Consider the following 18,132-nt stretch of genomic DNA (forward strand, 5'->3'; position numbering starts at 1 on the left):
CGGTGGCCCGCCCGCCCGGGGCGGGCCGCTAGGGTCGGCCTACCGATCCCACCGAGGAGACACGTTGCCCCAGCCGAACAGAGTCCCGCGCCTCCTCCGCGCCCTCCGCAAGGAGATGGCCCTCGTCCGTCAGGAGATCGTCCGGAGCAGGCAGCCACGTCCTCCGTCGGTGCCGCTGCGGCTGCGCGAGCGCTCGGTGGAGCACTCCGTCGACTACATCCTGGGCGAGCGCCGCCTCGACTCCGCCCAGGTGGCGCTCAACAAGCCCGAGGCGATCGCCGCCGCCCTCCGCGCCACCACGATCGACGGCATGGTGGCCGAGTTCGGCGTCTACCAGGGCACCTCGCTCACCCAGATCGCCCGGTTCTTCGACACCCGCACGGTGCACGGCTTCGACAGCTTCGCGGGCCTGCCGGAGTCCTGGAGCGGCACGTCGAAGGGAGCCGGCGACTTCGACATCGGCGGCCGGCCGCCCGAGCTGCCCGTGAGCAACGTCGAGTTCCACGTGGGGTTCTTCGACACCACGGTCGCCCCGTTCGAGGCGGCCCACGAGGGCCCGTTCTCGTTCGTCCACCTCGACGCCGACCTGTACAGCTCGACCAGGACCGTGTTCGACGTCCTCTTCGACTGGTTCGTGCCGGGCACGGTCATCGTGTTCGACGAGTACTTCGGCTACCACGGCTGGCAGCTGCACGAGCACCGGGCGTTCATGGAGTTCCTCGACCGGTCCGGCCTCTCCTACGAGGGCGTCAGCATCGGGCACATGAACCTCGGCGTGCGCCTCCTGCCCGCCTGAGGGAGCGACGGCACCGACGTCTCCCGCGTCGGGCGCGGCCCCGGGCGCCGTGGATTCGGAGCGCCGACGCGTGATCCGGATACTTCTGCGGGTGACATCGGTGCCTGAGCAGATCGTGTCCGGGCGAGACCGATCGGCCGCGGCGACCGGCACCGGAACGGGCTCCGGCTCCGGGGGGATGCGACTCGACATCCAGGCGCTGCGGGCCCTCGCCGTCGCGCTGGTGGTGGTCTTCCACTTCTGGCCCTCCGCGCTGAGCGGCGGCTACGTCGGCGTCGACGTCTTCTTCGTCATCTCCGGCTACCTCATCACCGGCCACCTGCTGCAGCACCCGCCCGCGACGGCGCGCGACCTCGCGGAGTTCTGGGGACGCCGGATCCGGCGGCTGCTGCCGGCGGCGCTGACGGTCCTCCTCGCCACGCTCGCCGCGACCTGGTGGCTCGCGCCGACGACGATGTGGCTGGGCACCGCCAAGCAGGCGGTCGCCTCGGCCGTGTACGTCCAGAACTGGCTGCTCGCCGACGAGTCCGTCGACTACCTGGCCGCCGACAACGTCGCGACCCCGGTGCAGCACTACTGGTCGCTCTCGATCGAGGAGCAGTTCTACCTCGGCTGGCCGGTGCTCGTGCTCCTCGCCGCGCTGGTCGCGCGTCGCTCGGGGCTGGGCGTGCGGCGGTGCGTGGGCGTCGCGGTGCTCGGGGTGCTCGCGACGTCGCTGCTGTGGTCCTTCCTGGAGCGGGAGGACCCGGCAGGCTACTTCGTCACCTGGACCCGGACCTGGGAGCTCGCCGCCGGGGGACTGGTGGCCGTGGCGCTGCCCCGGCTCCCGAGCCTCCCGCCCGCGGCGCGGGTCCTGGGGGCCTGGGCGGGGCTCGCGATGGTGGCCCTCGCGGCCGTCCGCTACGACGCCGCCACCGCCTTCCCCGGTCTCGCCGCCCTCGTCCCGGTCCTCGGCACCGCGCTGGTGATCGCGGTGTCGGTAGGGCGGGGGGCGCTGTCGCCGCTGCCGGCCATGGCGCTGCGTCCCGTCCAGGAGCTCGGCGGGATCTCCTACGCCGTCTACCTCTGGCACTGGCCGGTGGTGGTGCTGCTGCCGTTCGCCCTCGACGACGAGCCGGCCACCTGGCAGCTGTTGGTGGCGCTGGGGGCCGTGCTCGTCCTGTCGTACCTGACCAAGGTCCTCGTCGAGGACCCGCTGCGGGGCCGGCGACCGCTCGGCGTCCCCCTCCGCCGCAGCTTCGTGTTCGCCGTGGCTGGTGCGGTCCTCGTCGCCGGCGGCGCGGTCGTCGTGCGGCACCAGGCCCTGGAGGCGCAGCGGGCACCGGTGGCCGGCGAGCTCGCCGACCCGTGCCTCGGCGCGGGCGCGGTCATCAACGGGTGCGACCTGCAGGGCGAGCGTCTCGTCACGACCAGTGCCTTCGCGGCGACCGACATGAAGTCGGTCTACAACGGCCGGTGCACCTCGAGCCTGGGGGGCCTGCGAGAGGACCCGACGTGCCACTACGGCAGCGACGCCGAGGACGCGTTCCGGGTGGCGATGGTCGGCAACTCGCACGCCGCGCACTGGCTCCCCGCCTTCCGCGGGATGGCCGAGGACCGGGCCTGGAGCCTCACCACCTACTTCGTCTTCGAGTGCCACACCGCCGACCGGCCGATCGCCTTCCCCGAGCAGGTGCAGACCGACGACTGCGAGACGTTCAACCAGCGCGCGATCAGCGAGGTCGCCGACCAGGGGTTCGACCTAGTCGTCCTGGCCAACCGCACCCTGGTCCCGCTGGTGGGGCTGGAGGGCGAGGACCGGGCGGAGGAGAACCTGCGAGAGACCGAGGCCTCCTACCGTCGCGTCATCACGACGTGGCTCGACGCCGGCAGCAAGGTCCTGGTGATGCGCGACAACCCGCGCCGGCAGGAGGAGGAGACGGTCCCGCAGTGCGTCGACCTCCACCAGGAGGACCTCGCCGCCTGTGACCGGCCGCTGGCCGAGGCCGACGTCGCCGACCCCGAGGGGGACGTGGCCGCCGACCTGGCGGCGACCGACCCACGCGTCGGCCTCTTCGACGTGCGGCCCTACCTCTGCCCCGAGGCCACCTGTCGCGCGGTGGTCGGCGGGGTGATCACGCTCGCGGACCTCCACCACCTCACCGGGACCTTCGTCCGCACGCTGCGTCCGCCGGTCCAGGACGCCGTCGACGCGCTGCTCGACGGCGACCGCCGGCGTCGGGCGCCCCGCTCCGGCTGACCGGCGCGCCCGCCGTCCCGGACGACCGTCAGGACGAGATGCGGCTGCGTGCCGCGCGCGCGAGACGGCCGGCCCGCTGCCGCGCCGCCTCGGCGACGGACGACGCCGGGTGCTGCTGGTCCTCCTGGACCTCGTCCTGGAGCCGGCGGACCTCCTGCTCGGCCTCGACGGCGCGGGTGCGGAGCCGGTCGACCCGCTCGCGCAGCGCCTCCACCTGCTCGGGGTCGAAGCGGCGGATCTTCGCGCCCGGCTCGACGTCGCGCAGGTCGAGGAAGCCGAGCTCGAGGTTGGGCTTCCACTCGACGCCCCACACCGCGTCCATGGCCTCGACGTAGGTGACGTCGTCGGAGACGTGGGGGAGCGCCCGGCTGTGGGCCGCGGTGAAGGTGATCCGCACCGCCTCGGAGACGTCGGTCCCCTCGGGCGGGAAGAAGCTGACCATGCCGATGTCGTCGCCGAACGCCGAGCGCATCATCCTCGACACCGCGCGCGAGGGCAGGCCGACGTGCACGGGCACGTCGAGACGGTACGGCGAGGGGAAGACGTCGTCGGGCGCCTCGTCGACGAGGGAGACCCGCCCGTCGCACCGGAAGGTCTCCTGGGTCAGGTGCAGCTCGAGGTCCGGGTCGTTGAGAGCGCTGCGCCGCCCGGTCATCAGGCTCGACCACGGACCGACCAGGAAGACGTGGAGGTCGGACTCGGTCTGGTTCAGGAGCCGCTCGACGCACTCGCGGGCCAGCGGGGCCGTGTCGCGGTCGGTGGTGACGACCGCCGCGATGTAGGGCACCTGCCACTGGCGGTTCTCGGCTCGGCGGCGGTAGCGCGGGATCGGCATCCGCTGGGCGAAGTGGGGCCCGTTGTAGTGCGCGACGTCGTCGGCCTTGTCCTGGATGAGGGCGCGGCCGAGGTGGTAGGTCCTCGCCGAGCCCACCGGGATGAAGACGCCGCCGGCCTGCCAGATCTGGTAGGCGATCTCGGTGTCGTCGCCGAGCCGCAGGACGGGGTCCTGGCCGTGCGTGCGGTCGTAGACCGCGCGGGTGACGGTGGCGCAGGCGCCCATGTGGGTGCTGTAGTTGCGGCCCGAGCTGTCGTTGAGGTCGTCGGTCTTGTCGTAGATGTCGAGCGACCAGTGCCGGTGGAGCGAGTCGAGGTCGTAGTGGTCGCCGATGGTGCCGTTGCGGACCGCCTCGAAGACCTCCTCGGGGGTGAAGGTCCACTCCTCGACGAAGCCCTTGTGGCCGATGGTCGCGGCCTCCGGGATGAAGTGCGCCCACTTGGCGTGCTCGCGCACGTTGTCGGCGAACAGGACCATGTCGGAGTCGACCCAGTAGATGATGTCGCCGTCGCTGGCCTCGATGCCGCGGCGCAGCGCGTTCGACCGTCCCCACCCCTCGCCGTCCTCCTCGCGCACCCGGATCAGGCGGGTGTGCTTCGGGGCGATGTCGCCGATCTCGACCGGGACGGTGCTGCCGTCGTCGACGACGACGACCTCGAGGAGGTCCTCGGGGTAGTCCTGGGCCGCGAGCGAGGCCAGGGTCAGCGGCAGGGTGGCGCTGTTGAACGCCGCGGTCACGACCGAGACCTTGAGCGTCGGCTCCCAGCCCTCGGGGACGGTTCCGTCGAAGACGTCGCGCCACCGGTTCTTGTAGACGACGTCGCGCAGCGCGGGGTTGACCGTCAGCGGCTTGGGTGACATGGGGCGGTTGCCTCTCTGGTGGTGCGTCAGGCTTCGATGATCTCGGGCATGAACCGGGGCCACTGCTCGGGCGTGTTGCGCAGGAGGAGGGAGTCGGCCTGCTTCCACGTGTGACCCTCGGAGTGCCGGACGTAGACGTAGCCGAGGCTGTTCGTCCGGTAGCAGATGCCGCCCGCGTGGCCGACGCGGATGAGGATGGAGCGATCGGTGGAGTGCGGCGAGGGCCGCCAGCCGCCGATCTCGTTCAGCATCGCGCGCGACAGCATCATCGCGCCGCCGGCCACCTGGGTGTGGTAGCACTCGGTCGCGAACCGGCGGTGGGCGGTGTGGTCGATGTCCTCGAAGTACAGGTACTCCGTGGTCTTCCCGACGACGTCGGCGTTGGAGTAGAGGTGCGCGAGGACCAGGTCCTCGATGACCCGGGGGCCGTAGACGTCGTCGTCGTCGATCTTGACCACCAGGTCGCCGGTGGTGTGCCGGGCGAGGTCGGCGAGGACGGCCCCGAACGGCGTCGCGCGGTCGTGGTGGAACACCGAGGCCCCGGCGACCCGGACGGCGTCCTCGAACGCCGCGCCGACCGGCTCGGCGGCCCCGTGCACCGCGACGGCGATCTCGAGGTGCGGGTAGCGCTGGGCGGCGAGCGCGAGCAGGACGTCGACCACCCGGCTCGGCCGCATCGTCGACAACACGACGCTCACGGTCGGGAGCAGGCGGTGCCCGAGCGTCGCGGCGCCGGCGGCGAGCTCGAGGAAGCCGCCGAAGCGCTGCATGGCCTCGCGGCGCTGGGGGACCGAGCGCAGGTCGCGCACCAGACCCGTCGACGGGCGGTAGGGCTGGCGCAGCAACCGGGCCAGCGTGGGTCCGAGGACGTCGTCGGCAGCGGTGAACGACGCCGGCAACGAGTGCAGGATCGAGCCGGTGGCGGCCAGCTCGGCCAGCCGCCGGTACAGCAGCAGCTCGTCGTCGTGGTCGACGGCCTCCAGGCCGGACAGGTCGATCGCCTCGACCTCGCGCACCTGCCGGACCTCGCGGCCCGAGAGGACCGCCGCGGCCGGACGTGACCACTGGGCGGGCTTCTCGGTGCGGTCCCGGACGCGGTTGCGGGCGGGCGGCCAGGCCGGGTTCGTCGCACCGGTCGGGAGGGGCCGGAAGGTGAGGTCGCCGTCGTGCGAGGTGAGGGCGAGCGTCCACCGCGAGAGCTCGAGGATGTGCCGGCGGCCGATCGGGTTGTGCAGGTTGAGGTCGACCAGGGGGAGCTCCGCGCGCTCGGTCAGCGCGAGGTGCCCGCTCGGGTCGAGCAGGAGGGGGTGGCCGACGAGGGTCCGCGCCGGGTCCTGGTCCCCGAGGAGCTCCTCGAGGGCCGCCTGCGTGCCCACCAGCCCCAGGTCGGCGTGGCTCAGGCCCGCGCCCTCGAGGTGCACGCTCGGCGGGCCGGGGGTGCCGGGCGCCGTCCGGTTCGGCAGCAGGGCCAGGGCGGCGGAGGTCACGCCGACCGTCCCGAGCTCGACGAAGCCGTACCCGTGCTGGCGGCGGTCGACGCCCAGCAGGGGGTAGACGCCGCGAGCCACGTCGGCGAGCGGCGTCGGCCGGCTCAACCGGATGTCGACCGTGGCGGGCGCGAGCGTGTCGGCGGGGTGGTCGGCCGCCTCGGACAGGTCGACGCCGGCGGCCAGCTCGGCCCAGCGCGTCGGGGCGGGCTCCTCGACGACGGGGTAGTCGACCGCGCAGGACTGCACGTGCACGACGCGACCCAGGCGCCCGACCCAGGTGTCGAGCGGTCGCTCCCACGCCGACACGGTGAGGACGAGCCGGTCGACGGTGGTCCCGGGCTCGGCGAGGGTGAGCACGCGGAGCAGGTCGAGGGTCTCGACCTCGAGCCGGAGCTCGGGGGAGTGCTGCGGGAGCCCCGCGAGGAGGACCTCGATCTCCGCAGCCGTCGTGAGCCGCGCCGCTGCGGGGCGCGGGTCGTCGACGCCGCCCGCGGTGCGCGACGCAGAGGGTCCGGTCACCACGACGGTGCGTTCCTCCATCCGAGACTGGGGGCGATCGGCGCCGACCGGCGCGATGCTCCGCGGAAGGATACCCGAACGGAGGTGTCGCGCCGGCACCGCGGCCGTCGGCCGGCCGAGGGTGCGCGGCCACGACGAAACACCGAAGTAACACCGGCCCGGGGTTCGTTACCCACCCGCAACACGCAGCCGCGCCGGTCGAAATCTGCGGCCACGAGAGTTCCGGCAACTCGAGCGGGACGGGCATCGACAACGTCGTCGCGAACCCTCGCTCCCCTGACCCACTCTCCATGGAGGTTCTGTGGACGGCTATTACGCCTTCATGCTCATCGCGACGGCACTGGTCCTGATGATGACCGTGCCCGCGCTGGCGCTCTTCTACGGCGGCATGACGCGGTCGAAGTCCGTGCTCAACATGATGATGATGTCGTACGTGGCCGCCGCCATCGTCGGCATCCTGTACGTCGCCATCGGCTGGTCGATGGGCTGGAGCGGCGACGGGACGTTCTTCGCGGATCCCTTCGCCATGGCGTGGCTCAAGGACGTCGAGCCCACCTTCTACATCGGCGTCATGTTCCAGATGACCTTCGCCATCATCACCTGCGCCCTCATCAGCGGCGCGGTGGCCGACCGGATGAAGTTCTCCGCCTGGGTGCTCTTCATCCCGGTCTGGGCCGTCATCGTCTACTTCCCGCTGGCCCACATGGTCTTCAGCTGCTCGGAGTCGGCCCTGATCTGCACCAGGATCGGTGCCCAGGACTACGCCGGTGGCACCGCGGTGCACATCAACGCCGGTGTCGCGGCCCTGGTCCTCGTGCTCCTGCTCGGCAAGCGCATCGGCTGGCCCAAGGACAAGATGCGACCGCACAACCTGACCCTGACCATGCTCGGCGCGGGCATGCTGTGGTTCGGCTGGTACGGCTTCAACGTCGGCTCCATCGTCATCGGCTACGACCCGACCGACCCGAGCGCCTTCGAGCTCGAGCGCTTCGTCGCCGAGACCGGGCGCACCTTCGCCAACACCACGCTCGCCACGATGGCCGCCATCCTCGGGTGGCTCCTCATCGAGCGTCTGATGCACGGCAAGGCCACCTCGCTCGGCGCCGCGTCCGGCATCGTCGCGGGCCTCGTCGCCATCACGCCGGCCGCCGGTGCGGTCGACATCGAGGGTGCCGTCGCGATCGGCGCCATCGCCGGTGCGGTCTGCGCCTGGGCCGTCGGCCTCAAGTTCAGGCTCGGCTACGACGACTCGCTCGACGTCGTCGGCGTCCACCTCGTCGGTGGCATCATCGGCACCGTCCTGATCGGCGTCTTCTCCACCGCCGACGGCGCCGGCGGCATCGACGGACTCCTGTACGGCGGCGGCCTCGGCTCGCTGGGCGACCAGTCGCTCGGCGTGCTCGTCGCGGTCCTCTACTCCGGCATCCTCACCGCCGTCATCGCGCTGGCCATCAAGTACACGCTCGGCCTGCGCCTCGACGAGGACGACGAGGTCGGCGGCATCGACCTCGCCGAGCACGGGGAGAGCGCCTACGACCTGCACCCGGGCAGCTTCAGCTCGGGCGGCTCGACCGGCGTCCTGGCCAAGTCGACCGTGCGGACCGAGGAAGGGGCCCAGGCATGAAGCTCGTGACCGCGGTCATCAAGCCGCACAAGTGGGAGGACGTCCGCGAGGCCCTCGAGACCTTCGGCGTGACGGGCATGACCGTCAGCGAGGTCAGCGGCTACGGCCGCCAGAAGGGCCACACCGAGGTCTACCGCGGGGCGGAGTACGACATCGCCCTGGTCCCGAAGATCCGCATCGAGATCGTCGTCGACGACAGCGACACCGACGACATCGTCGGCATCGTGGTCAAGACCGCGCAGACCGGACGGATCGGCGACGGCAAGGTCTGGGTCAGCCCGGTCGAGACCGTCGTCCGCGTCCGCACCGGCGACAAGGACGAGGCCGCGCTCTGACCCCGTCGTCCGCCTGCTCGACCCGCTCCACCTGATCCACCCAGCGGCCCGGTGCCCCGTCGAGGGCCCGGGCCGCTGGCAGGATCGGCGGCACGGCCGCACCATCGACACACCGGACGCTCAGCGCGTCACGGGGCACACCACATCGGGAGGACCGCCATGAAGCTCGTCACCGCCGTCATCAAGCCGCACAAGTGGGAGGACGTACGCCAGGCCCTGGAGGCCGTGGGCGTGACGGGCATGACCGTCAGCGAGGTCAGCGGCTACGGCCGCCAGAAGGGCCACACCGAGGTCTACCGCGGGGCGGAGTACGACATCGCCCTGGTGCCGAAGATCCGGCTCGAGGTCGCCGTCGACGACGAGGACGCCGCCACCATCGTCGACGCCATCGAGCGCAGCGCCCGCACCGGCCGCATCGGCGACGGCAAGGTCTGGGTCTCCCCGCTCGACACCGTCATCCGGGTCCGCACCGGGGACCGCGACAACGAAGCGCTCTGACCGCACGTGGCTCCTGGCCCGGCTCCTCAGGTGCACCTCGGATGACCGCAGCCGCCCGCGCCGGGCGCACGGCCGACGCCGACGAGCTCTGCTCCGCGGCCTACGAGAAGGCCGGCGGTCCCGACACCGGCGTGGCGCTGGTCGCGGTCGGCGGCTACGGCCGGTCCGAGCTGGCGCCGTACTCCGACCTCGACGTGGTGCTGGTGCACGACGAGGACGTCGATCTCGGCCCCCTCGCCGAGCAGCTCTGGTACCCGATCTGGGACTCCGGTGCCCGGCTGGACCACTCGGTGCGGTCCCTGCCCGAGATGGTCGCGGCCGCGGACGCCGACCACCGCGTCGCCTCCGGGCTGCTCGACGTCCGGCACGTCGCCGGCGACCCCCACCTCACGTTGCGGCTGCGGACCACGATGCTCGCGAACTGGCGCCGCGGCGCGCGCGAGCGGCTGCCCGAGATCCGTAGGGCGTCCGACGCACGGCACCGGCTGATGGGTGAGCTGGCCCACCTGTCGGTGCCCGACGTCAAGGAGGCCGAGGGCGGCCTGCGCGACGCCACCACCCTGCGCGGCCTGGTCGCGACCTGGCTGGTCGACGTCCCGCACACCGAGCTCGAGCGCAGCCGGCAGACCCTGCTCGACGTCCGCGACGTCGTCCACGAGGCCACCGGGCGGGCGACCGACCGGATCACGCCCGAGACCTGGCCGGTCCTCGCCGAGGTGCTCGGCCTGGCCGGGGAGCGGGCCGCCCAGGTGCACGTGCGGGAGGCCGGACGCCGGATCACCCACCTGTCCCGCCTCGCGTGGCGCCGGGTCGACGGCGTCCTGGCGCGGCCGGTGTCGGCGCGCACGGCGCGCCGACCGGTGCTCGAGCCGCTCGGGCCGGGCGTCGCGCTGTCGGCCGGCGAGGTCGTCCTCGACGGCCGCGCCGACCCCGCCGCCGACCCGATGCTGCTGCTGCGGGCCGCGACCATCGCGGCCGAGCGCGGCGTCGTCCTCGCCCCGCCGACCGCCGCGCGGCTGGTGCGCGAGGGTGCGCCGCTGCCCGACCCGTGGCCCGAGGAGGCCCGGCAGCTGCTGGTGCGGCTGCTCGCCTCCGGCCGCGGCCTGCTCGAGGTGTGGGAGACGCTCGAGGAGACCGGCGCCCTGGCGGGCTTCCTGCCCGAGTGGGAGCGGGTCCGGATGCTGCCGCACGCCTCGGTGATCCACCGCTTCACCGTCGACCGGCACGTCGTCGAGACCTGCATCGAGGCCTCGGCGCTGATCCGTTCGGTGCGCCGCCCCGACGTCTTGATGGTCGCGGCCCTGCTGCACGACATCGGCAAGGGCGGGCTCACCGAGCACAGCGTCGCCGGGGAGCCGATCGCCCGTGCGGTGGCCACCCGGATGGGCTTCGACGACGAGTGCGTCGAGCTGATCGCGCTGCTCGTGCGCTGGCACCTGCTGCTCGCCGAGACCGCGACCACCCGCGACCCCGACGACCCCGCCACCGTCGAGATCCTCACCTCGCGGCTCCGCACGCCCGAGGCGCTCGCGCTCCTCCGGGCCCTGACCGAGGCCGACGCGAAGGCGACCGCGCCGAAGGCGTGGACCTCGTGGCGGGCCGGCCTGGTCGCCGACCTGGCCCGCCGTGCCCACGCCGCGCTCGACAGCGGCGCCACGCTGCCGGCGTTCCCCGTCGGCGAGGTCGCCGTGCCCGCGGGACTGACGGCCGCGTCGGTCGCGATCTCGGTCGAGCCGGTCGCCGACGGCAGCCGGGTCACCGCGATCGCCCTCGACCGGGTCGGGCTCCTGGCCGACCTCGCCGCGACGTTCGCGCTGCTGCGGCTGCCGATCCGCGCGGCCCGCCTGTGGGCCCAGGACGACCACAGCGTCTCGGTGTGGGAGGTCGGTTCCGACACCGTCGACCCCGCCGTCCTCCGCACCCGCTACGAGGCCGTCGTCGACGGCCGGGTCGACCCGACCGCCAGGTTCGCCCGCGCCCTGCCCGAGGGCGAGCTGGCGCCGACGGTCGTCGTCCGTCCCGAGGCGAGCGAGCACGCCACGGTGCTGGAGGTGCGCGCGGCCGACCGGCCCGGCGTCGTCCACCTCGTCTGCGCCGAGCTGGCCCGCCTCGACGTCGCCGTGCGCTCCGCCCACGTCGACACCCTCGGCCCCCAGGCCGTCGACGTCTTCTACCTGCAGGAGCCCTCGGCCGGCGCGCTGTCGGAGATCCGCGCCGCCGAGACCGCGCACGCCGTCCGGGCCGCGTTGAGCTGATCCCGCGAGCGGACCAGGTGCCGAGTAGCGCGGCGCCGCTGGGGCATGCTCACCGCCATGAGCAGCTCTGACGGTGGACAGCCCCGATTCGGCCACGCGGGCGAGCCACCGCCGTACTGGGTCGACGCGGACCCCGAGTCCGCCGGGCTGGTCCGGCACGAGGCGATCGGGTTCGCACTCCCCGTGGCGGTGCTCGGCGCGCTGATGATGGTCGTCAGCCTGGCCCTGGACTGGGTCGAGACCAACCGGTTCGTGGTCTACGGCTCCGGCCAGGACGGCCCCATCGGCGACAGGAGCGAGTACGCCGGTCTCTTCGACGCCCGTAACGTCGTCGCGGACGTGGTCGGCGTCGTCCCGCGGTTCCACGACGCCGGGGCGTTCGCCGGGGCGTTCTTCCCCTGGGGGGCGCTGGTCGCCACCGCCGCCGCCTGCGCGCTCACCGCCCTGGCAGCGGTGGGCCTGCGCCGCCGGACCCGGACGGCGGTGGCGCGCACGGTCGCGGTCGTCGCGGTCACCGCGACCCTCGCCCTTGGGACGATCGGTCTGCTGGACCTCGGCTGGGTGCTGGACACCACGGGCGGGTCCGGCGGCTCGTCGCCCAGCACGGCCGGGGCCGGCGGCGCGCCCGCCCCGGGCGGGGAGGCGGAGCCGGAGCTCCTGACCGCCGAGGTCCAGCCGGCCCTGGGCGCCTACCTCTGGCTCGGAGGTGCGCTGCTGCTGTGGGTCGCCGGTGCGCTCGGGCCCCGTGTCGCCTACCGGTTGCCGCCCGGGGCGCAGGTCGGACCGCTCGGTCCACCGGGGTACCCGGCCCACCCCGGGCTCCCCGCCCACCCCGGCGCGCCGTTCGGTCGCGGTCCGCTCGTGCGCTCCACCACGCAACCGGTCGCGGTCGTGCTCACCGCGCTCGCCGCCGTGCTGTGCCTGGCCGGCTACGGGGTGCTGCCCTGGGCCACCGACGTCACCTTCAGCGACATCAGCGACGCCGCGCGTGAGTACGGCGGCGACAGCGCGGTCGTCGAGGCCTACTTCGGGTGGGTCGGCTGGGCGCTGCTGCTGTTCTCCGTCGGCGTGGCGGTCGTGGTCGCCCTGGGCCGTCGTGGACGAGCGGTCAACCCGCGGGCGGCGCGCCCGATCCTGGTGGCCGCCACGGCCGCCGGCCTGGCCGTCCACGTCGTCGCGGTCATCGACATCGACACCGTCGACGTCGGCCTGCTCGCCACCAGCGCCGGCCTGGCCGTCTCACTGCTCGGTGTGCTGCTGCCGCTGCGCACGACGGCCGTGGTCACGGCGTCCCCGGCGGCGTACCCGTACCCGCCGCAGCCTCCCGGGCCGCCCACGCCGGGGCCGCCGGGACCGGGCGCCCCGCCGCCACCGCCTCCGGGCCGCTAGCGCGGCGCGGGGCGACGACGTGCGCCCGAGGACGTCAGGTGGTCCCGGTGGGAAGGTCCCGGGTCCGCCCGACCAGCGTGGTGGCGCAGGTCAGGGTGCGTCGTCGGAGCTGCCCGGGGGCGCCGGCGGCTGCCTGCGGACGTGGACCTTGCCGGACTTGAGGTCGACGCGGACGGGGACGTCCTCGTCGTTCGGGGCGGGCAGCGCCTCGCCCTCGGTCTCCTTGGAGTCGAGGTCCTCACGGGCCCGGGCACGGGCGGGGTCGAAGACCTCGAACCCGCCGGCCAGGGCGTTGCCGCCGGCACTGCTGGGACCGCCGGCCCCGAGCGAGCGGTGCCCGACCCACAGCGCGAGGAACAGCAGGACCAGCCCCCCGACCACCCCGATCACGACGTCCACGTCCTCACCGTAGGTGACCCGCCGTTAGTCTGGTGCTTTCACGACCGCGCCATCTCCAGAGCCACTGCTGAGGACTCCTGTGTTCGCCACTCTCTCCGACCGTCTCGCCGACACCTTCAAGAACCTGCGGGGCAAGGGGCGCCTCTCCGAGGCCGACATCGACGCCACCGCGCGCGAGATCCGGATCGCGCTGCTCGAGGCCGACGTCGCCCTGCCCGTGGTCAAGGAGTTCGTCGCCGCGGTCAAGGAGCGGGCGCGGGCCGAGGAGGTCAGCGGTGCGCTGAACCCGGCCCAGCAGGTCATCAAGATCGTCCACGACGAGCTCGTCACGATCCTCGGTGGCGAGGAGCGGCGGCTGCGCTACGCCAAGTCGGGTCCGACCGTCATCATGCTCGCCGGCCTCCAGGGCGCCGGCAAGACCACGCTCGCGGCCAAGCTGGCGCTGTGGCTGAAGGACCAGGGCAAGGCGCCGCTCCTGGTCGCCTGCGACCTGCAGCGCCCCAACGCCGTCAACCAGCTCCAGGTCAACGGCGGCCGCGTCGGCGTCCCGGTCTACGCGCCGGAGCCGGGCAACGGCACCGGCGACCCGGTCGCGGTCGCCCGCGCCTCCGTCGAGGAGGCCAGGCGCAAGCTCCACGACGTCGTCATCGTCGACACCGCGGGCCGGCTCGGCGTCGACGCCGAGCTGATGCAGCAGGCCTCCGACATCCGCGACGCCGTCCAGCCCGACGAGGTCCTCTTCGTCGTCGACGCGATGATCGGCCAGGACGCCGTCGTCACGGCGCAGGCCTTCCTCGACGGGGTCGGGTACGACGGCGTCGTGCTCACCAAGCTCGACGGTGACGCCCGCGGCGGTGCGGCGCTCTCCATCCGCCAGGTCACCGGTCGCCCGGTCATGTTCGCCTCGTCGGGCGAGAAGATGACCGACTTCGACGTCTTCTACCCGGACCGGATGGCCTCGCGCATCCTGGACATGGGCGACATGCTCACCCTGATCGAGCAGGCCGAGAAGACCTTCGACCAGGAGTCCTCGATGAAGGCCGCGGCGAAGCTCGCCGGCCAGGGCGGCGAGTTCACCCTCGACGACTTCCTCGAGCAGATGCAGCAGGTCCGCAAGCTCGGCTCGATGTCGAAGATCCTCGGCATGCTCCCCGGCATGGGCCAGATGCGCGAGCAGCTGGAGAACTTCGACGAGCGCGAGATCGACCGCATCCAGGCGGTCATCCAGTCGATGACGCCGGCCGAGCGCGGCAACCCCAAGATGATCGACGGCTCGCGTCGCGCCCGGATCGCGAAGGGCTCGGGCCGTCAGGTCTCCGACGTCAACCAGCTCGTCGACCGGTTCTTCGAGGCCCGCAAGATGATGATGCAGATGGCGCGCGGCGGCGGCATGCCGGGCATGCCGGGGATGCCGGGGATGCCCGGCGCTGCCGGTGGGGGCAAGCGCGGCAAGGCCAAGCAGCAGGTGCGGAAGGGCAAGGGCGCCAAGAAGTCCGGCAACCCCGCCAAGGCGGCCCAGGAGGCCGCCGCGGCGAAGGAGCGCGCCGCCGCGAACCCGTTCGGCACGCCGGGCGAGGCCATCGACTACGAGTCCGCTGCCGCCAACCTCGACCTGCCGAAGGACTTCTCCAAGTTCCTCAAGTGACGACCGGCCCGAGCCCGGTCGTCCGGGGCCACCTGGCCGCGCGGGTGGGCCCAGCGCCCTGCGGACGCGTCACGACCGCGCCAGGTTGAGGTCGACGGGTCCGTCGACGCCGGCGACCGTGGCGTCGTCGGCGCGCTGCCAGATCCACCAGTCGCGCGCGGGCGGGACGTCGCCGAGCCGGCGCACCCACTGGCGGCGGCCGAGCTCGTCGGCGAGGCGGTACTCCTCCTCGAGGTCGGGGAACTCGTAGACCACCACCCGGCGGCCGGTGGCCTCCTCGACGACCTCGAGGAACGCGCGGACCTCGGCCAGCAGGTCGGGGCGCGCCGGCGGCGTCGCGCACTGGCCCTGCAGCTCGAGGTCGACCGCCGGTGGGAGCGTGGAGCGCCCGGCCGCCTCGAGGGTCTCGGCGAAGTGCTCGCCCTGGGGTGCACCGGGGGAGCAGAGGCTGAAGTAGTGGTAGCCGCCGACCCGCAGCCCGGCCCGCCGCGCGCCGGCGACGTTCTCGACGAACCGCGGGTCGGTGAAGGTGCTGCCCTCGCTGGCCTTGAGGTAGGCGAACCCGACGCGGTCGCCGGCGACCCGGACCCAGTCGATGTCGCCCTGGTGGTGCGACGCGTCGATGCCGCGGACCCACCGCTCGCGGGCCGGGGCGGCCGGGGCGGGCGGGTCCGGCGCGGGGGCCGGCACGGGGGTCGGCGTGGCGCGAGCGGTGGTCGGCGTCGGGGACGACGTCGCGGCGTCCGGGCTGCCGGGTGTGCCCGGGCCGGGCGGGTCGGCGTCGCCGGCGGACCCGCATCCCGCGAGGACCAGCACCGCGAGCGCGGCCGGCACGGTCAGCGCGGGTCCAGCCCGCCGTCCCCGGTCTCCCACCGCCCCAGGATGACAGCCGAGACGGACGAGGTGCGCGGGACGGGGGCGCACCCGAGCGGGTCGCGCCCGTCGCCCCGACCGACAGGCACCGCGTCGACCCGGGGCGAGCAGCCGCGACCGCCTCGTAGGCTGGTCCCATGCCCACCGTCCTCGTCGTCGACGGCGCCAACGTCGTCGGCGCCCGCCCCGACGGGTGGTGGAGGGACCGGGCCGGTGCGGCGCTGCGCCTGCACGAGCAGCTGATGACCGCCGACGTCCCGCAGGACGTCGTCGTCCTGGTGCTCGAGGGTGCGGCCAAGGGCGGGGTCCGGGCCGGGCGGGACGCCCACGTCCGCACCGTGCACGCGAAGGCCAGCGGCGACGACACCGTCGTCGCCGAGGCCAAGCGCGCCTCCGAGCGCGGCGACCGGGTCTCGGTCGTCACCGCCGACCGGATCCTGATGGGCCGGGTCGAGCGGTACGGCGCGATGGTGCTGAGCCCGACCTGGCTGCTCGGCGAGCTCTAGCGGCGTCCCCGGGCGCTCAGCGGACGACGGGGTCGCGCCCGGCGACGGCCCAGTGGCGGGTCGGGCCGCGGCGCAGCGCCGCCAGCAGGCCGGACCGGTCGCCGGTCTCGCGCAGGTACGCCGCCTCCACCGGCAGCAGCGGCGTGACCGGGTAGGCCGTCTCGCTCGCCCAGCCGACGTCGATCGCGAGCCCCTCCCGTGCGGTGTCGAGGCGGCCGATGCCCACCGTCGCCCGGCCGTCGTCGTCCAGCCAGCCCTCGAGGCTCGCCGCCGCCCGGTCCGGGAAGCCGGTCACCGCCATGGTGAGCAGGCCGTGCTCCTCGATCGTCGGCCGCATCGCGGTGCCGACGTACTGCGTCATCGTGCGGAGCAGCGCGGTCGGCCACCACTCCTGCATGAAGTCGGCCGTCTCCCGGTCGACCCAGGCGGGCGACTCGACGTACAGCTCGAAGCCCTCGCCGCCCGACGGGGTGCCGTCGGCGCCGACCTCGAGCGGCCCGGACAGCCCGGAGGTGCGCAGCACGCCGGTGGTGCGGGTCCAGACCGGCAACAGCGCCCACGCGTCGCACGCCAGTCCGGGGCCCCGGCCGATGAAGCCGGTCGTGGTCGTGCGGCCCTGGGTGCTCCAGTAGTCGTCCACCCGCTCGTGGGTCGACTCGGTGGCCAGGAACCAGGGGTCGTCGCTCATGGCTCCCGCCCTACCCCTGGGCTAGCGTCGACAACCATGACGGCGCAACGCTTCCGAGGACCGGTCCTGCCCGACGGCGAGCCCCGTGACCTGTACGTCGTCGACGGCCGGGTCACCTACGAGCCGCGGGCCGGCGCCGAGACCGCGGCCGAGGGCTGGATCGTGCCGGGACTGGTCGATGCCCACAACCACCTCGGCCTCGAGGACGGCGGGGGCGTCGACGACGACGAGGTGGAGCGCCAGGCGCTGGCCGACCGCGACAGCGGCGCCCTGCTGCTGCGCGACTGCGGGTCGCCGGTCGACACCCGCTGGGTCCAGGAGCGCGAGGACCTGCCGCGGCTGATCCGCGCCGGGCGGCACGTGGCCCGCACCCGCCGCTACATCCGCGACTACGCCCACGAGGTCGAGCCCGACGACCTCGCCGCGACCGTGGCCGAGCAGGCCCGCGCCGGCGACGGGTGGGTCAAGCTCGTCGGCGACTGGATCTCGCGCGACGCGGGCGACCTGACGCCGTCCTTCCCGGCCGAGGCGTTCGCCGCGGCCATCGCCGCCGCCCACGAGCACGGGGCCAAGGTCACCGCCCACTGCTTCGGCAGCGACGTGCTCGACGGCCTGCTGGACGCCGGCATCGACTGCATCGAGCACGGCACCGGCCTGCGTGAGCACCACCTCGAGCGGATGGTCGCGAACGGCGTCGCGCTGGTGCCGACGGTGCAGCAGACCGACAAGTTCCCCGAGTTCGCCGATGCCGGGCGCGACAGGTTCCCGGCGTACGCCGCCACGATGGACGACCTGCACCGGCGTCGTCGCGACACGTTGATGGCCGCCCACGAGGCCGGCGTCGAGCTGTACGTCGGCAGTGACGGTGGCGGCACCGGCCGGCACGGCTACCTCGCCGAGGAGATCGCGGCGATGGTCGGCCTCGGCCTGCCCGCGGAGCACGTCGTCGCCGCGGCCTCCTGGCGCGGCCGGGAGTGGCTCGGCTGGAACGGCGAGCTCGGCGAGGGCGACCCCGCCGACTTCGTCGTCCTCGACGCCGACCCGCGCCAGGACCTCTCGACCCTGGCCCGGCCGGCCTGCGTCGTGCTCCGCGGCGCCGTGGTGGCGACCCGGGTCTGACCCCCGGCACCGGCACGGCCGCCGGGTCCCGGTAGACCTGCCCTGCGGCGGGGAGCCGCGA

15 protein-coding genes are annotated in these 18,132 nt (G+C 73.8%); 10 read left to right on the forward strand and 5 right to left on the reverse strand.

Annotation, left to right across the window (positions count from 1 at the left end; all coding sequences use genetic code 11):
- The first annotated feature begins 64 nt into the window (after positions 1-64).
- Both E4623_RS15065 and E4623_RS15070 read left to right on the forward strand, forming a co-directional pair.
- Positions 65-796, forward strand: coding sequence for a class I SAM-dependent methyltransferase (locus tag E4623_RS15065; protein ID WP_167736658.1), 732 nt, complete (start codon positions 65-67; stop codon positions 794-796).
- Between the two features lie 178 nt (positions 797-974).
- Positions 975-3,035, forward strand: coding sequence for an acyltransferase family protein (locus tag E4623_RS15070; RefSeq protein WP_134767367.1), 2,061 nt, complete (start codon positions 975-977; stop codon positions 3,033-3,035).
- Positions 3,036-3,063: 28 nt separating this feature from the next.
- Here E4623_RS15070 and E4623_RS15075 read toward each other — a convergent pair whose 3' ends face one another.
- Both E4623_RS15075 and E4623_RS15080 read right to left on the reverse strand, forming a co-directional pair.
- Entirely contained in the window at positions 3,064-4,731 is a 1,668-nt protein-coding gene (locus E4623_RS15075; protein ID WP_134767368.1) for a glycosyltransferase family 2 protein, read from the reverse strand.
- A gap of 26 nt (positions 4,732-4,757) precedes the next feature.
- Complete coding sequence (locus tag E4623_RS15080; RefSeq protein ID WP_134767369.1) at positions 4,758-6,740, reverse strand: glycosyltransferase; 1,983 nt, start codon at positions 6,738-6,740, stop codon at positions 4,758-4,760.
- 301 nt (positions 6,741-7,041) lie between these two features.
- Here E4623_RS15080 and E4623_RS15085 point away from each other — a divergent pair, with 301 nt between their 5' ends.
- The 5 genes from E4623_RS15085 to E4623_RS15105 all read left to right on the forward strand — a co-directional run bounded on the left by E4623_RS15085 (position 7,042) and on the right by E4623_RS15105 (position 12,841).
- On the forward strand, positions 7,042-8,364 hold the full coding sequence (locus E4623_RS15085) for an ammonium transporter (RefSeq protein ID WP_245155092.1): 1,323 nt from the start codon (positions 7,042-7,044) through the stop codon (positions 8,362-8,364).
- Positions 8,361-8,699, forward strand: coding sequence for a P-II family nitrogen regulator (locus E4623_RS15090; protein ID WP_134767370.1), 339 nt, complete (start codon positions 8,361-8,363; stop codon positions 8,697-8,699). Before E4623_RS15085 ends, E4623_RS15090 begins: the two co-directional genes overlap by 4 nt.
- A gap of 159 nt (positions 8,700-8,858) precedes the next feature.
- Positions 8,859-9,197, forward strand: a complete 339-nt coding sequence (locus E4623_RS15095; protein WP_134767371.1) for a P-II family nitrogen regulator — start codon at positions 8,859-8,861, stop codon at positions 9,195-9,197.
- A gap of 41 nt (positions 9,198-9,238) precedes the next feature.
- Positions 9,239-11,452 carry a [protein-PII] uridylyltransferase gene (locus E4623_RS15100; protein WP_134767372.1) on the forward strand — a complete coding sequence of 738 codons (2,214 nt, stop codon included), beginning with the start codon at positions 9,239-9,241 and terminating at the stop codon, positions 11,450-11,452.
- A 57-nt stretch (positions 11,453-11,509) separates the two neighbouring features.
- A complete protein-coding gene (locus tag E4623_RS15105; protein ID WP_134767373.1) occupies positions 11,510-12,841 on the forward strand; it encodes a hypothetical protein in 1,332 nt (443 codons plus the stop codon).
- A gap of 90 nt (positions 12,842-12,931) precedes the next feature.
- Here the strand turns inward: E4623_RS15105 and E4623_RS15110 are convergent, their stop codons facing one another.
- Positions 12,932-13,240 (reverse strand): hypothetical protein, encoded by a 309-nt coding sequence (locus E4623_RS15110; protein ID WP_134767374.1) that lies wholly within the window; start codon positions 13,238-13,240, stop codon positions 12,932-12,934.
- A gap of 79 nt (positions 13,241-13,319) precedes the next feature.
- On the opposite strand from E4623_RS15110, the gene ffh reads away from it, so the two are divergent.
- Positions 13,320-14,885 carry a signal recognition particle protein gene (ffh, locus tag E4623_RS15115; RefSeq protein ID WP_134767375.1) on the forward strand — a complete coding sequence of 522 codons (1,566 nt, stop codon included), beginning with the start codon at positions 13,320-13,322 and terminating at the stop codon, positions 14,883-14,885.
- 69 nt (positions 14,886-14,954) lie between these two features.
- On the opposite strand, the gene E4623_RS15120 is transcribed toward ffh, so the two are convergent.
- Positions 14,955-15,758: a GH25 family lysozyme gene (locus tag E4623_RS15120; RefSeq protein WP_167736659.1), complete on the reverse strand. Its 804-nt coding sequence runs from the start codon at positions 15,756-15,758 to the stop codon at positions 14,955-14,957.
- Between the two features lie 137 nt (positions 15,759-15,895).
- Between E4623_RS15120 and E4623_RS15125 the strand changes: the two genes are divergently transcribed.
- Positions 15,896-16,264, forward strand: coding sequence for an NYN domain-containing protein (locus E4623_RS15125; protein WP_134767377.1), 369 nt, complete (start codon positions 15,896-15,898; stop codon positions 16,262-16,264).
- Positions 16,265-16,280: 16 nt separating this feature from the next.
- On the opposite strand, the gene E4623_RS15130 is transcribed toward E4623_RS15125, so the two are convergent.
- The gene (locus tag E4623_RS15130) at positions 16,281-16,952 is read right to left on the reverse strand and encodes a hypothetical protein (protein WP_134767378.1); all 672 of its coding nucleotides are present in this window, start codon (positions 16,950-16,952) and stop codon (positions 16,281-16,283) included.
- Between the two features lie 36 nt (positions 16,953-16,988).
- Here E4623_RS15130 and E4623_RS15135 point away from each other — a divergent pair, with 36 nt between their 5' ends.
- Complete coding sequence (locus E4623_RS15135) at positions 16,989-18,071, forward strand: amidohydrolase family protein (RefSeq protein ID WP_134767379.1); 1,083 nt, start codon at positions 16,989-16,991, stop codon at positions 18,069-18,071.
- Positions 18,072-18,132 lie beyond the last annotated feature (61 nt).

The sequence above is a fragment of the Nocardioides sp. 1609 genome, assembly GCF_004522105.1.
Lineage (GTDB): Bacteria > Actinomycetota > Actinomycetes > Propionibacteriales > Nocardioidaceae > Nocardioides.

Excerpts from the sequence above, each read along its gene's own strand:
- E4623_RS15075 (WP_134767368.1), bottom strand. The coding sequence starts at position 4,731 with ATGTCACCCAAGCCGCTGACGGTCAACCCCGCGCTGCGCGACGTCGTC.
- E4623_RS15130 (WP_134767378.1), bottom strand. The coding sequence starts at position 16,952 with ATGAGCGACGACCCCTGGTTCCTGGCCACCGAGTCGACCCACGAGCGG.
- E4623_RS15125 (WP_134767377.1), top strand. The coding sequence starts at position 15,896 with ATGCCCACCGTCCTCGTCGTCGACGGCGCCAACGTCGTCGGCGCCCGC.
- E4623_RS15095 (WP_134767371.1), top strand. The coding sequence starts at position 8,859 with ATGAAGCTCGTCACCGCCGTCATCAAGCCGCACAAGTGGGAGGACGTA.
- E4623_RS15135 (WP_134767379.1), top strand. The coding sequence starts at position 16,989 with ATGACGGCGCAACGCTTCCGAGGACCGGTCCTGCCCGACGGCGAGCCC.
- E4623_RS15105 (WP_134767373.1), top strand. The coding sequence starts at position 11,510 with ATGAGCAGCTCTGACGGTGGACAGCCCCGATTCGGCCACGCGGGCGAG.
- E4623_RS15090 (WP_134767370.1), top strand. The coding sequence starts at position 8,361 with ATGAAGCTCGTGACCGCGGTCATCAAGCCGCACAAGTGGGAGGACGTC.
- E4623_RS15070 (WP_134767367.1), top strand. The coding sequence starts at position 975 with ATGCGACTCGACATCCAGGCGCTGCGGGCCCTCGCCGTCGCGCTGGTG.
- E4623_RS15100 (WP_134767372.1), top strand. The coding sequence starts at position 9,239 with ATGACCGCAGCCGCCCGCGCCGGGCGCACGGCCGACGCCGACGAGCTC.